This window comes from Pseudomonas sp. GM102 (genome assembly GCF_000282555.1).
GTDB lineage: Bacteria > Pseudomonadota > Gammaproteobacteria > Pseudomonadales > Pseudomonadaceae > Aquipseudomonas.
In genome coordinates this window covers 179,582-192,171 of sequence record NZ_AKJB01000012.1, presented here as the reverse complement: position 1 = coordinate 192,171, position 12,590 = coordinate 179,582, and the positions used below count along the sequence as shown (strand labels likewise).

The window sequence follows — 12,590 nt, the reverse complement described above, 5'->3', positions numbered from 1 at the left end:
GAGGCGGTGGAGCCAGAAGCCGCTGCCGAAGTGTTCGGTCGGCTGCTTGAGGAAGAGCCAATATGCAGGAGCTTGCCGAGCTTTTTCCTGAAGCGTTTACCGATACTGCCCAGTGAATGCGAGCTGCGTTGGGTCGGTTGTTCCGTTTGTTGATGAAATTCGCTGCTGCCGCCGGCTCGTTGCGCGGCATCCACGGAACCTGAACTGGAGGTCCGGACATTTGATGATGGGATCATGTAGGTACTCCTCGACTCGTACTGAAATCCGCGCGCCCGGACAGACCCTGCCTTGGGCGAACATTAGGGATGTATTCAGTCCGGTGAGTGGCAGGCCACGTCCGGCGGTTCCATGGGCACGGCGAATAGAGGCCGGATATCGAGGGGCAGGGGGTAATGCCTGTCAATTAAGGTTTCCCCAGTCGAACATTGTTCTGTGGCGAGCGAGCTTGCTCGCGCTGAGCTGCGTAGCGGCCCCAAAATTCTGGCAACAAATGCCGATTTTGTGAGTGCTGCGCACTCAAGCGCGAGCAAGCTCGCTCGCCACAATGGCACCTTATGGCTTGAGATCATTCTTAACTAACAGGCATTAGGGGCAGGGAATCAGTGCGGGTTGTCGGTTATTTCGATGATGTCGTCAGCGGCGTGCTCATCAAGCTCACGCAACAGGCGATAAGCCTGGGCCACCGCTTGCAGGGTTTCGCGTGGGATGAAACGACCAACCTCAGTGCGATACAGGGTGCGGGCCAGCCAGACGAAGCGTATGACCGGCACACCGGCCTCGCGGGCACGCTCGATCAGGTCGCGGGCTTCGGCGTCCTGACCCTTGCAGATGATGCGCGGCAGTGCGGTTTCCTCAGGCCGGTAGAACAGCGCCACGGCGTAGTGCGTGGGGTTGACCAGCAGCATATCGGCGTCTTCCACCGGGGCTTTTTGCGGCGCGGGCGCGGCACCGCCCTGGGTGAGTTCGCGGCCCATGGAGCGGCGGTGCGATTTCATGTGCGGGTCGCCTTCGGAATCCTTGTGTTCCTTGCGGATGTCCTCGTGGCTCATGCGTTGACCTTTGAGGAAGAAGTATTTCTGCAGCCCGAAATCAAGCGCCGCCAACACCAGCAACACCCCCAGGCAGATGCGCGAAAGCCGCGAGAACATGTCGATCATGGCGCGCCAGTACGTATCCAGATCGGTATTGGCCAGCCCGATCAGATCCCCCACGGCGGGCGGTAACAGTACATACAGCACGCAGGTGATCAGCACCGCTTTGCTCAGGCTGTTGAACAGGTTGAACAGTTGTTTGGCTGAGAACATCTGCTTGAACTGATTGATCGGGTTGAGCCGGTCGAAATCCAGTTTCAATGCCTCGGGTGCGAAGAGGATGCCGAACTGCGACCAGCCGCCGATGACCCGCATGATCACCGCCAGACCCAGTGCCGGCAGCATGAACAGCAGCAGGTCGATACTGGCCTTGACGAACATCTCTTTGAGCGCGGCCTGGAAGGGCATGCCCAGTTGCCCGAAGGGTACGGACATCAGGCCTTTGAGCTTATCCATGCCGCTTTCGGCCAGGGTGAAAATCAACTCGATCAGGGCGCCGAAGATCAATAGTTTGTGAACATCCTGGCTTTGCCCGATCTGGCCTTTCTTGCGCGCATCGTTGAGTTTTTTCTGGGTCGGCTTTTCTGTTTTTTCGCTCATCGCGGGCTCCTCGCAAGGGTGTCTGTCGAGGCATCAGGGCCTTGGGTTCAATAGCAACGGCAGGGTATGGCGCAAATCGCCCAAGGCATCGAGCCGGCCTTCGGCAAGGAACGACAGCATCGGCAGGTACAGCACCAGGAATGCCAGCCCGGCCAGGCTCTTGGCCGGCATCGCCAGGGTCGAGACTTGCAGTTGCGGGCTGTACAGACTGAGGATCGCCATGCCGAACTCGATCAGCAGCAGCAGGCCGACCAGGGGCGCGGCATAGAGCACCATGAAGCGGAAAATGCTCGCGACCAGGCTCAGGTAAACAGCGAAGCCATCGGCCGCGGGCATCGGCATCCACCGGGTCGCCGGCCACACGCTGTAGCTGTCCCACAGCACTTGAGTGAGGCTGGAAAAACCGGCGCCGAGGATCAACAGCATGATCAGCACTTGTTTGAACATGAAGCCGAGTTCAGAGGTGTTATCGCCAAGCGCCGGGTTGATCTGCCCACCGACCAGGGCGCCACGCTGGTTGTCGAACAGGCAGCCGATGGATTCGAACAGCCAGAACGGCATGGCCAGCAAGACCCCCAGCAGCATGCCGAGCACCGCTTCCTTGAGGGCCAGGCCGCAGAGGTTCAGCCAATGGAATTCAACCCCGGCCAGCGTGGCGCGGATCCCCGGCATGGGCATCAGGGCCAATGCCAGGACGATGCCGTTGCGCTGCATGCCTTTGAGTTCGCGAAAGGAAAATGCCGGTACCAGCAGCAGGCAAGGGTAGATCCGCGCCATGCCGAGGGTCAGGGCGATGACCGAGTCGGACAACAGGCTGATGACGTGCTCGAACATCTCAGTGCCCTGTCTGCGCAATCATGCCGAACGACAAAATGGTCAGTTGCATCAACTCGACGCCGATCCAGCGCCCGGTCAGGGCCAGGGCGACGCCGACCGCGACCAGTTTGATGGCGAACGGCAGCGTCTGGTCCTGCAACTGCAGCACCGCTTGCAGCAACGACGTCACGATGCCGACGATCACCGCCACGATCAGTGGCGGGGCGGAGAGCACGACCACCAGCAACATGGCCTGCTTGAACAGGTTCAGGATTTCCATAAGTGCCTCGATTTATCGCGCACAGCAGTGCAGGCAGGCGGTTACAGGTAGCTGTAGAACAGACCGTCGAGCAGGCGTGTCCAGCCGTCCACCAGAACGAACAGGAGGATTTTCAGTGGCAGGGAAATCGTCATGGGCGCGACCATTTGCATGCCCAGGGCCAGCAGGATATTGGAGACGATCAAGTCGATGACGATGAACGGGATATAGATCAGAAAACCGATCTGAAAACCGGCCTGCAACTCCGAGAGCACGAAGGCCGGGACGATGACCAGGATGTCCTCGCGACTGGCCTTGGCCGCCATCTCCGCCGGCCACATACGCTGGGTGTTTTCCAGTAGATGGGTCTGGGTGTCGGGATCGACATTGCGCGACATGAACAGCCGTAGCGGCTCGACGATCTGGCTGGCCGAACTCTGCATCTGCGCCAATGTTTCATGGCGTTCCGGCAATTGCTTGAAGCGTTGCCCCATCTCGTTGAACACCGGGGCCATGACGAACAGGGTCGCCGCCAGCGCGATGCCATACAGCGCCATATTTGGCGGCACCTGTTGCACCCCGATGGCGTTGCGGGTGATCAGCAGCACCATGGAGATTTTCAGGAAGGCAGTGCAGATCACCATCAATAACGGCACCATCGAGAGCCCGCCGAGAAACAAGGCGAGCATCATCGGATCGATCTGTCCCTCACTCATCGCTGTTGTTCCAAGCGCGTAATCTGCAGGCCGAGACGGCCCTCCACATCCACCAGTTCACCGTGGGCCAAAGGCCGTTCGCCATGGCACAGCGTGGCATTGCCTACGGTGCTGCCCTCCACGATCAGTACCGAGCCGATGGCCAGATTGTGCAGTTCGGAGAGCTTTAGCGAGACGCTGCCCATGCGCAGGGTCAACGCCAGTGGCAGGTCGGCGAAGCGGTCGGGGCTGGTGAGTGTTTCCTCGGCGGCGTCACGCTCGTGGTTGGGGTTGTCCAGGTCGGGCAAACCTTCAATGGCCTGCAGGTGGTCAAGGCTGGGAGGGCTGAGGTGATCGAGGGGGGCATTCATGGCGGTTTCTTCCAGTTCGGTGACAATGAAGCGCGGCGGGTTGGTACTCTCCAGCTGCAGACCCAGGCGGCAGCCACCGATTTGCAGCGGGCCTTGGCCGTCAGGGGCGAACATGGCTTGCTCGGGGAATACGATGTCGCCTTGACGCAAGGAGTGCAGGAGCGCCGCACTCATGTGGGTACGACCCAGCAGCAAAGGGATGCAGAGGGGCAGGTCACTCTCCGGACCTGACAGCGGTGGGCGCCAGTTGCCCCGATCGAGCAGCCGCAGCAAGGTGGTCGGTGCCAGTCGTAACCGGCTGCAAATGCGCAAACCGTTGATGCGCGCTTCCAGCAAACATTCCAGGCCGTTATCAAGCGTCGTTTGCGCGGGTTCCAGATGGACGAACAGCGCCTGCAATTCGGGGCTCAGGTACTGGTTATAGATCTGCCAATACCAGGCACTGTCTTCCGGGTTGCGATCACTGTCCGGCAGCATCGCCGGGCAACTGGATATCAGGCTGAGAAAGGCTTCCGCATCGCTCAGTAACAAGGGACCGCAGCCGCTGGTCATGACATTGCCGGTGATCGACCGGGGGGCGGTGTCGAGCAGGTGCACGCTCAACGTGCCGTGGGCCGCTTCCAGCTGAAAGTCCAGTTTCAGCCCTTTACCAAGACGTCTGCGCACCTGCGCTTCATCGTTTTTCATCGGCCGCAGCCTGAGTGCTTGAACGGTCATCTCAACGGTCCTTCAGATCGAATGACAACTTGACTCGCCGCCCGAGCCGCTGGCTCAACAGTTGGCGGCTGGATTCCTGGCTTTCCCGGCAGCGTGCCCAGGCTTCGCCCTGGGCAAAGCGCAGGGCGATATCCATGACGTTGCCCTGGCGCATGACCTGTACGGCGACTTCGCCCAGGTTCGGCAATTCGAAGACGGCCTCGATGGGCAGGTCATCCATAAGTGGTGGCTGCTCGTCGATATGCTGGATCAGGGCATCCCACAACGGTGCGCTATAGGTTGCTGCCGCAGACTCCGATTCGAACGACGACGGGCTGCCGGCGAAGCCCTGCGAAGAGCCTTCGCCCGTGAACCCTGTGAGCGCCGGGGTGAACCAGCCGAGATCGGGGCTGATCAGCGTCTCGAAGACTTCACCGTCGTGGCGGACCTCGCTCGCCGGCTCGAACGGGCGCGCGGCTCTGGGGAACTCGGCGCGTCCGGTCGCTTCCTGGGGGCGGGCGTTGGCCGTTTTGGCCGGGGCGTGAGCCTGGTTCATGACGCCTCCCGGGCAAGATCGAGCAAGTAATCGAGCTTCTCGACATCGCGCAGTCGACGGCTGACTTCGAGGCGACTTTCCTCAGCCCAGAGCGATTGTTGGTCGTGTTCTTTTTGCAGCGCGATGCGTGCCTGCTCGCTGCGCTCGATCCGTCGCAGCGACAGTTGTTCCTCGGCCAGGGAATCCTTGAGTTCAGTCAACGGCATCGGTTTGTCACGATACTGTTCGAGCAACTCGAGGCTCCGCTGGCGATGGATCGCCCGCAAGCGCATGGCTTCGGTAGTCAAACTGTCGAGCCGGGCGCGCATCTCGTCGAGCACCTGGCGCTGGCGGCGCCAGGCCTGTTCAGCGAGCCTCAGGCGTTGCCGACGAATAGGCGCCAGCATGTCGACCGTTTGGCCAATCGCAGCGAATTCGCCAGCAGGGCAGTCGTCTTGGTCTGCATCAGAGTGGGACATTGGCGGTTACCTGGGCAAGATGATCGAGGGTGTCCTCGAAGGACACCGGTTCGCGCAGTGACTGTTGCAGGAAGTCATTGATGGCCGAGCGCGAGTCCACCGCACAATCGGTCAAGGGGTCATGACCCGGTTGGTACTCACCGAGCTTGAGGAGCATTTCCACTTGCTGATACGTCGCCATCAATTTCCGTATCTGGGTGGCGCTTCTGACCTGTTCGGTTCCCACCACGCCGCTCATCGTGCGGCTGAGACTGGCAAGGATATCGACCGCCGGATAATGGCCGCTTTCGGCGAGCTTTCTCGAGAGCACGATGTGGCCATCGAGCAGCGACCGGACTTCATCGGCAATCGGGTCGTTCATGCTGTCCTGTTCGATCAACACCGAGTACAGGGCGGTGATCGCTCCGTCGTGGGTTCGTCCGGCCCGTTCGACCAGGCGCGGCAGCAGGCTGTACACCGAGGGTGGTAATCCGCTGCGCCCGCTTGGCTCACCACTGGCCAGACCGATTTCGCGCTGGGCCCGGGCGAAACGCGTCAGCGAATCGACGATCAGCAGCACCGATTTGCCTTGCTCACGGAAACCTTCGGCGATCGCGGTCGCGGTGAAGGCCGCCCGGGCTCGCTCCATGCTGCTGCGATCGGACGTCGAGCACACCAGCACGGTGCGGCTGCGTAACTGCTCATCGAGTTCATGATCGAGAAATTCGCGCAGTTCGCGCCCACGCTCACCGATCAGGCCGAACACGATCGCATCGCAAGGCGTGTTGCGCGCCAGCTCGGCGAGCAGGGTGGTCTTGCCGCAACCGGCGCCGGCGAACACCCCGACCCGTTGCCCCTCGCCGAGGGTCAGCATCCCGTCGATGCTGCGCAACCCGGTGGGCAGGGGCATCTCGATGCGTGGGCGGGCGGTCGCTGCCGGCGCATCGCGAATCACCGGGATGGCGCCTGGCGTGCCGGCATCGGCAAATGCGCTGGGGCCGTCGCCATCCAGACTGCGGCCGAAACCGTCCAGCACCGCGCCCAGCAAGCCCTCGTCGACACACAGGCTGTGGGGCTGGAACAACGGTTTCACCGGCGCGCCAATGGCAATGCCGTCAAGCGGGCCGAGGGCCGCGAGCAAGGTATTCTGGCGGTCGAAACCGACGATTTCGGCCAGCACCAAACTGCCGTCGGCTCGGCGGATTTCGCACAGGTCACCCATTCGCGCCTGGGGGATCTGGCTGTGCAGGAGAATCCCGCTGACCGCGCAGATACGCCCGTGAACTTCCACGGGAGCCGCCCGTTGCAGGCGTTCGCGTTCGCCCTGCGCCCAGTCGTCTAAACGCTCGAAAGCCTCACGCATCACCAGCTCAACTCGACGCGGCGATCGCCTTCGAAAATCACCCGGTTATCGTTAATTTCCACTAGGCGCATCCCGTCGATTTCGTCACCGAGGAACAGTCGGCGCCCATCGTTGGTGACGATATGGGCCAGTCGGCCATTGCTGATCTGGGCCACGGTAAAAGGCAGGATCGGTGTCGCGACCGGCAAGGCGCTCTGTACCCGGATCGGGCTTTGATACTGACGCTCGAAACGCAGCAACATCCGTTCGGTCAACTGCAGCAAATCGTCTTCGACGAAGTTGCCGTGCAAGAACATTTTTCCCGGCTCTTCGGTCAAGGTGATGCGATTTTGCAGGTCGCGCTGTTGCAGCATCTTCAGGATGACTTTGCGCACTTCCTGCGCATCGGCCAGCACCACTTTTGCGGCGGGTGGCGGTGCGGCGGGTACCGGCTCCTGCCGGTTGAATGCCCACAGCAGGATCCCGAGAAACAGTGCCAGGCCGGTGATCAGCAGCAGTGAGGCGATCAGCGAGGGGGGCTGGCGGCGTGGTTGCGAGTGTGCCGTTTCCTCACGTTGGGCGCTCATCGACAGCAGTTCTGGCTGCTCTTGAGGCTGTTCACTGACGATCGACGGCGTGTCAGACGCTGGAGGCGCTTGCTCGGCGGTGAGGGTCTCGTCTTCAGGCCAATCGGTGTTGGCACTGACCACCGAGAGCCAGACGCCGTTCAGGGAAAAAGGGGTATCGGGTTGCAAGGTCGAAATGGCATCGACGCGATGGCCCTCGTTGTCGGTGACGACGCCTTCCTGGCCGGTCAGCGACCAGGTGCTGTCAACCAGGCGTAACAGGCAGTGACGGTGTTTGATCCCGGTATCGTAGAGCGCGAGGTCTGCCTCGCTCGACGAGCCGATGCTCCACTCAGCGCCGGACAAAGGCAGTGCGGCGCCACGATGCAAACCGGTTAATACCCGCAATTCATACAGCATTGTTGTGCTCCGTCAGGCCAGCAAGGCCTGTGCCTCTTCCAGGTCGATACGTCCCAGGACATTGACCTGCACCGCGGATAACAACTCGGCGAAGGACAAGACCGGAACATGATTGAAATCATCCTGCAGCAGGCTGCGCATCGGGCTGCGCAGATCCTGAGCAACCAGCAGCACCGGCGCCGGTCTGGCACGCAATGGAAAGGCTTCGCGCAGTTGCTCGACGAAGGCGCCGGCCAGTTCCTGTTCGAGCGCGAAATAGGATTCGCTCTGGGTCTGGCGCAATGCGTCGCGTAACAGCACCTCGGTTTCCGGGGTCACCAGCCAGGCGTGCATGACCCCACCTTCGCTGTGCTGGTGGCAGATCTGGGCCTTGAGGGCGATGCGCACATAGTCGGTCAACGCACTCAGGTCACGTTCATGCTGGCCTTGCTCGATCAGCGTCTCGGCGATCAGGCGTACCGCCCGCAGGGAAACCAGTTCGGACGAAAGTCGCTGCAGCACCGCCGAGAAGCGCGCCAGGGGCAGGGTACGTTGCAGCTCCTGGGCGAGTTCCGGTTGCTCGCTTTCCAGCCAGCCGATAATCGCCTTGGTTTCCTGCAAGCCGATAAATTGCGGCCCCGTGGACTGGAAGGCGCGGTTCATGCGTTCGAGAATCAGCTCATCGCAACGGGCGCCTTCGACCTCGTCACGCAGCAGGATGGGGTGCTCGGGATCGAACCAGAACCACTGGCTTTCATCGCGCTCGGGCGCGCCGGGTTCGCCGCCATCGTCTTCATTGACCAAGTGATAAGCCACGGCCAGTTTTTGCGTGGCGAAACTTGCGCGGATCAGCGGCACCTCATACACGCTGAACAGAAACTCGTCGGTTTTTTGCAGCTCGTCGAATTCAATATCGAAGGAGGGCAGGGTCAGGCCGAACCGATGAACCAGGGTGTTACGCCGCTGGCGAATGATCTGGATCAATTGCTCGACTTCGCGGCTACCCTGATGACTGACATGGAAGCGCAGCAGATAGGCCCGGGACGGGTTGAAGCGGCGGATGTCTTCACGGCCATTCAACTCAGGGTTCTTGAGTCGCTCTTCTCCGGCGTTGGCCTGTTGGGTGCTTTTATGGCTGGCGCGCAACAGTTGAATCAAGCCACTGCTCAGGCACAGCATGCTGATCGTGATGAACACCAGGCTGGGCATTCCGGGGATGGCTGCAAAGCCGAGCATCCCCACCGAGGAGATGACCCAGGCCTTGGGCTGGCTGGTCAACTGTTCTGCGATTTCGCGGCCAATGTTCAGATCCAGGGATTGGCTGTCGGGGGCCACGCGGGTGATGATCATGCCGGCGGTCAGGGAAATCAGCAGGGCGGGGATTTGCGCGATCAAGCCGTCACCGATGGTCAGCACCGAGTACAGGTGCATCGAATCCGCCGGTTCCATGCCGTTCTGCAAGACACCGATCGAGAAGCCGCCGATCAGGTTGATAAACACGATGATCAGACCTGCGATGGCATCACCCTTGACGAACTTCATCGCACCGTCCATGGCACCGAACAGTTGACTCTCCTTACTCAACTGTTCGCGTCGCTGGCGGGCTTCGCGGACATCGATCAAACCGCCTCGCAGGTCACTGTCGATGGACATTTGCTTGCCGGGCATCGCGTCCAGGGTAAAGCGCGCGGCCACTTCCGCGACACGCTCCGAACCCTTGGTGATGACCAGGAAGTTGACGATGGTGAGAATCAGAAAAATCACCAGGCCGACCGCCAGGTTGCCACCGACGACAAAGCTGCCAAAGGCCTCGACGATGTGCCCGGCATCCTGTTGCAGCAGGATCAGGCGCGTGGTGGCGATGGACAGTGCCAGGCGAAACATGGTGGTCAGCAGCAACACGGCCGGGAACGTCGAAAACGCCAGCGGTCGTGGCAGGTACATGGCCAGCACGATCAGCAAGGACGAGATGCAAATGTTCAGGGCGATCAGCACGTCCACCAGAGCGGTGGGCAAGGGCAGGATCATCATGAAGACGATGGCCATGACCATGAACGCACCGACGATTTCGGTACGGCGCATCGCCGATATGGCCAGCCGGTTGAGCCAATAGATGAGCTTGTTCATCGTTTGGACTGTCCATCGGGAAGCCCAAGGGTTTTGCGCTCATGCCTGGACATTTCCTCCATCAAGCCCAGCATCAACCGCAGGCTGTTCTGCCGGGTCTTGTTGTCTTTCCATACCGGCAAGGGCAAACGCTGCAACAGAGACAACAAACCATTGAGGAAAATCGGTTGCAGACGTTGATCGCGGCCGACGGTTTCTTCGGTCAGGGTGGAAAGGTCACGGGCAAAGAAGCCATTGCCGCAGAACCGCACGATCCGGCGAGCCAGCTGCAGGGTGGTCATTTTACCGGCAGGGTTCTTCAGCGCGAGGCGTTCCAGCAGATCGCGACAGATCTGCAGCATATTGCTCAATTGGCTGGAAGCGCCCAGACCGCGCAACATCGAGCGTAATGCCACGCCGGGCAAGGACGGTGCCATGGCCGCGATGTCGTCGGCCAGTGCCCGTTGCAAGGTGCGCAGCACCCGGGGGAATTGCTCTTCATTGAAGCGTTCGAACAGCGACTCCAGCAGGCTGGACAAGGGCTGCTGCCCGACGATTGCTTTGTAATAGAGCTGACGAATGATCTTGCGTTGGTCTGCGTCCTGACTGAACAAGGCGATGGCGCTGGCAGTGTTCAGCCCCGCGCGAATCTTGTCGCCATGTGATGCTCGCAATTCCTCAATAGCGGCCTGCACGTCAGCGATTTCTTTCTCGTCGCCACTGGCGGTAGCCAGGCGCAGGGTTTGCTGCAAAACGATGTCGGTGCGTGCCGGATCATCCTGGGTCAGTGCCAGCATCGCCTGCATCGAGGGTTGCTGTTGCAGCAGCATCTGCATGCGCCGGGCCTGCTGTTCCAGGCTGGGTTGGTCAGGATGATCGAGTAGCCGATAGAGCTCGGTCAGCTTCTCGATTCTCTCCAGCCGGCTTGGCGCATGGGAGGTCTGCACGTGACGTTCGTCGATACGCTTGGAGTGCCGTTCGACACTCTCGCTGAACTTCATGCCGATTTCTTCCATGGAGTCCAGCAACGGGTTTCTGGGGACCTCCACGCGTTCTACTTTGGGGGCGAGTGGAGGAATGAAATCCGGTATTACAGGCGTGTCGTTATAAGCACCGATTTTCATAAATAAGGAACGCCATGAAAGAGTCTATGTGTGTTCTGTGTGGCACTTTCAGGTGTTGAGTTCCGTGAATGCTTAACTATTTTTTCTGTTTTAAAAGTTGTGCAAGAAATTGCATTTGGTTTGTGTCTGGAATGCAACAAATGGCGCGGTGCCACTATTTTGATTTATAAATATGCAAGCAAATCAGGTGGTTATATTGTTATAAAAGCTGGTACGTAAGCTGCTCTGTCTCTCTCGCCATGTTGGCTATTTCAATTGCATGAAGCGAGGGATTAATTTTGGAACTAAACAGCGTTCAGCCTGAGGTGATGGGCTCGATACATCTGGATGTTGGGGCGTTGGCAAAAAACAGTGAGCGAAAGTTGCGCAGCTTTATTACTCAGCGGGTGTTCAATGCCGCCGATGTCGATGATTTGATGCAAATGACTTACCTGGAAGCACTGCGTAACCAGCATAAGTTCATCGGCGCTTCGAAACCGGAAACCTGGTTGTTTGGCATTGCGATGAATCTTGTGCGCAATCACTTCAAGTGTATGTATAGCCAGCCGCAATGTAGCGAACTGGAAGAGTCAGGCGCCAACAACCTTGAGCATGGCCATGATCCAAGTAATGTGAGCGACCATCAGCGTGTTCTCAGTCGGACGCTGAAGGCCATCGGTGAATTGTCGGAGGACATGCGTAACGTCATGACACTGGTGGTTGAAACCGATATTAGCTATCAGGATGCGGCGGACAGTCTGGGTATCCCGATCGGCACCGTACGCTCGCGCTTGTCCCGTGCTCGCGAGCAGTTGAAGGCCAGCGTTTTTGCAGGAGCCGTTTACTCATGAGTAGCCTCAAGCAAGGCGTTCCCCAGCAAGTCCTGCCGCGCGGTGTCCGCGAATCCACTGACGCGGACCTTCCCGCCATGATGGCGATCTTCAACGAGACGGCTGACACGGGGGCCAATTCACCGGTGACCCGTCCCATGACCCTTGAAGAGGTCACCTTTTATATCAACCTGTACAAAAACGACGGCTTGCCGGTGTACGTCATCGAGCGGGGTTGCGAAGTGGTCGGCTGGTTATCGATCAACCGGTTCAGTTGGGGCACCCAGGCGTGTCGCAACACGGGTGAAGCCGCCATTTATGTGCGCGCTGACCATTACGGTCGGGGAGTGGGCGTGCGCCTGGGCCAGGCGTCGGTAATTCTCGCCAGGCAATATGGCCTGGAAACGGTGGTGTCATGGATCATGGGCGCGAACATGCCGAGCCAGCACATTGTTCAGGCCATCGGAGCACGTCTGTGGGCGCGCCTGCCCAACATCGCCCGATTCGGCGAAACCCGTGCCGATGTGCTGCTATTTGGCTTACCGCTCTATGAAGAGCTCTCGAGCCCGGCGCAACTGTTCAATCAAGACGCTTGATAGGAAGCAGATCAACCTGTGGGAGCGGGTGTGCTCGCGAAGGCGGTGTGTCAGTCAGCATCGATGTTGGATGTGCCGGCCTCTTCGCGGGCAAGCCTCGCTCCTACAGGTAATGCCGTTCACTTAA

At 59.8% G+C, this 12,590-nt stretch carries 15 protein-coding genes; 3 read left to right on the top strand and 12 right to left on the bottom strand.

The genetic code is table 11. The annotated features are described in order from the left end of the window. The 12 genes from PMI18_RS31420 to sctW form a co-directional block, all read right to left on the bottom strand. A partial coding sequence (locus PMI18_RS31420) for a hypothetical protein (RefSeq protein ID WP_007895867.1) occupies positions 1–236 on the bottom strand: 236 nt, incomplete at its 3' end. A 363-nt stretch (positions 237–599) separates the two neighbouring features. Beyond that, the gene (gene sctU, locus PMI18_RS25705) at positions 600–1,691 is read right to left on the bottom strand and encodes a type III secretion system export apparatus subunit SctU (protein ID WP_007895866.1); all 1,092 of its coding nucleotides are present in this window, start codon (positions 1,689–1,691) and stop codon (positions 600–602) included. Positions 1,692–1,724: 33 nt separating this feature from the next. After that, on the bottom strand, positions 1,725–2,525 hold the full coding sequence (gene sctT / locus PMI18_RS25710; RefSeq protein WP_007895865.1) for a type III secretion system export apparatus subunit SctT: 801 nt from the start codon (positions 2,523–2,525) through the stop codon (positions 1,725–1,727). 1 nt (position 2,526) lies between these two features. Continuing rightward, positions 2,527–2,787, bottom strand: a complete 261-nt coding sequence (sctS, locus tag PMI18_RS25715) for a type III secretion system export apparatus subunit SctS (protein ID WP_007895864.1) — start codon at positions 2,785–2,787, stop codon at positions 2,527–2,529. A 41-nt stretch (positions 2,788–2,828) separates the two neighbouring features. Then, positions 2,829–3,482: a type III secretion system export apparatus subunit SctR gene (gene sctR / locus PMI18_RS25720; RefSeq protein ID WP_007895863.1), complete on the bottom strand. Its 654-nt coding sequence runs from the start codon at positions 3,480–3,482 to the stop codon at positions 2,829–2,831. After that, positions 3,479–4,549, bottom strand: a complete 1,071-nt coding sequence (locus PMI18_RS25725) for a FliM/FliN family flagellar motor switch protein (RefSeq protein ID WP_007895862.1) — start codon at positions 4,547–4,549, stop codon at positions 3,479–3,481. The genes sctR and PMI18_RS25725 overlap by 4 nt, the downstream gene beginning before the upstream one ends. Position 4,550: 1 nt before the next feature. Then, positions 4,551–5,084, bottom strand: coding sequence for a type III secretion system HrpP C-terminal domain-containing protein (locus PMI18_RS25730; protein ID WP_007895861.1), 534 nt, complete (start codon positions 5,082–5,084; stop codon positions 4,551–4,553). Continuing rightward, the gene (locus PMI18_RS25735; RefSeq protein WP_007895859.1) at positions 5,081–5,542 is read right to left on the bottom strand and encodes a hypothetical protein; all 462 of its coding nucleotides are present in this window, start codon (positions 5,540–5,542) and stop codon (positions 5,081–5,083) included. The genes PMI18_RS25730 and PMI18_RS25735 overlap by 4 nt, the downstream gene beginning before the upstream one ends. Beyond that, the gene (sctN, locus tag PMI18_RS25740) at positions 5,529–6,884 is read right to left on the bottom strand and encodes a type III secretion system ATPase SctN (RefSeq protein WP_007895857.1); all 1,356 of its coding nucleotides are present in this window, start codon (positions 6,882–6,884) and stop codon (positions 5,529–5,531) included. Before sctN ends, PMI18_RS25735 begins: the two co-directional genes overlap by 14 nt. After that, the gene (locus tag PMI18_RS25745; RefSeq protein ID WP_007895855.1) at positions 6,884–7,849 is read right to left on the bottom strand and encodes an FHA domain-containing protein; all 966 of its coding nucleotides are present in this window, start codon (positions 7,847–7,849) and stop codon (positions 6,884–6,886) included. Before PMI18_RS25745 ends, sctN begins: the two co-directional genes overlap by 1 nt. 12 nt (positions 7,850–7,861) lie before the next feature. Continuing rightward, positions 7,862–9,955 carry a type III secretion system export apparatus subunit SctV gene (gene sctV, locus PMI18_RS25750; protein WP_007895853.1) on the bottom strand — a complete coding sequence of 698 codons (2,094 nt, stop codon included), beginning with the start codon at positions 9,953–9,955 and terminating at the stop codon, positions 7,862–7,864. Continuing rightward, entirely contained in the window at positions 9,952–10,983 is a 1,032-nt protein-coding gene (sctW, locus tag PMI18_RS25755) for a type III secretion system gatekeeper subunit SctW (protein WP_238542579.1), read from the bottom strand. Before sctW ends, sctV begins: the two co-directional genes overlap by 4 nt. 105 nt (positions 10,984–11,088) lie before the next feature. Between sctW and PMI18_RS31005 the strand changes: the two genes are divergently transcribed. The 3 genes from PMI18_RS31005 (at position 11,089) to PMI18_RS25765 (ending at position 12,463) form a co-directional block, all read left to right on the top strand. Beyond that, positions 11,089–11,277 (top strand): hypothetical protein, encoded by a 189-nt coding sequence (locus PMI18_RS31005; RefSeq protein ID WP_157221662.1) that lies wholly within the window; start codon positions 11,089–11,091, stop codon positions 11,275–11,277. Positions 11,278–11,420: 143 nt separating this feature from the next. Beyond that, positions 11,421–11,888, top strand: a complete 468-nt coding sequence (locus PMI18_RS25760; protein ID WP_238542578.1) for an RNA polymerase sigma factor — start codon at positions 11,421–11,423, stop codon at positions 11,886–11,888. Next, the gene (locus tag PMI18_RS25765) at positions 11,885–12,463 is read left to right on the top strand and encodes a GNAT family N-acetyltransferase (protein ID WP_007895840.1); all 579 of its coding nucleotides are present in this window, start codon (positions 11,885–11,887) and stop codon (positions 12,461–12,463) included. Before PMI18_RS25760 ends, PMI18_RS25765 begins: the two co-directional genes overlap by 4 nt. Positions 12,464–12,590 lie beyond the last annotated feature (127 nt).

Coding starts and splice junctions, on each gene's coding strand:
- sctR (WP_007895863.1), bottom strand. CDS start 3,482: ATGAGTGAGGGACAGATCGATCCGATGATGCTCGCCTTGTTTCTCGGC.
- sctV (WP_007895853.1), bottom strand. CDS start 9,955: ATGAACAAGCTCATCTATTGGCTCAACCGGCTGGCCATATCGGCGATG.
- PMI18_RS25735 (WP_007895859.1), bottom strand. CDS start 5,542: ATGTCCCACTCTGATGCAGACCAAGACGACTGCCCTGCTGGCGAATTC.
- PMI18_RS25745 (WP_007895855.1), bottom strand. CDS start 7,849: ATGCTGTATGAATTGCGGGTATTAACCGGTTTGCATCGTGGCGCCGCA.
- sctS (WP_007895864.1), bottom strand. CDS start 2,787: ATGGAAATCCTGAACCTGTTCAAGCAGGCCATGTTGCTGGTGGTCGTG.
- sctU (WP_007895866.1), bottom strand. CDS start 1,691: ATGAGCGAAAAAACAGAAAAGCCGACCCAGAAAAAACTCAACGATGCG.
- PMI18_RS25725 (WP_007895862.1), bottom strand. CDS start 4,549: ATGACCGTTCAAGCACTCAGGCTGCGGCCGATGAAAAACGATGAAGCG.
- PMI18_RS25730 (WP_007895861.1), bottom strand. CDS start 5,084: ATGAACCAGGCTCACGCCCCGGCCAAAACGGCCAACGCCCGCCCCCAG.
- PMI18_RS25765 (WP_007895840.1), top strand. CDS start 11,885: ATGAGTAGCCTCAAGCAAGGCGTTCCCCAGCAAGTCCTGCCGCGCGGT.
- sctT (WP_007895865.1), bottom strand. CDS start 2,525: ATGTTCGAGCACGTCATCAGCCTGTTGTCCGACTCGGTCATCGCCCTG.
- sctN (WP_007895857.1), bottom strand. CDS start 6,884: ATGCGTGAGGCTTTCGAGCGTTTAGACGACTGGGCGCAGGGCGAACGC.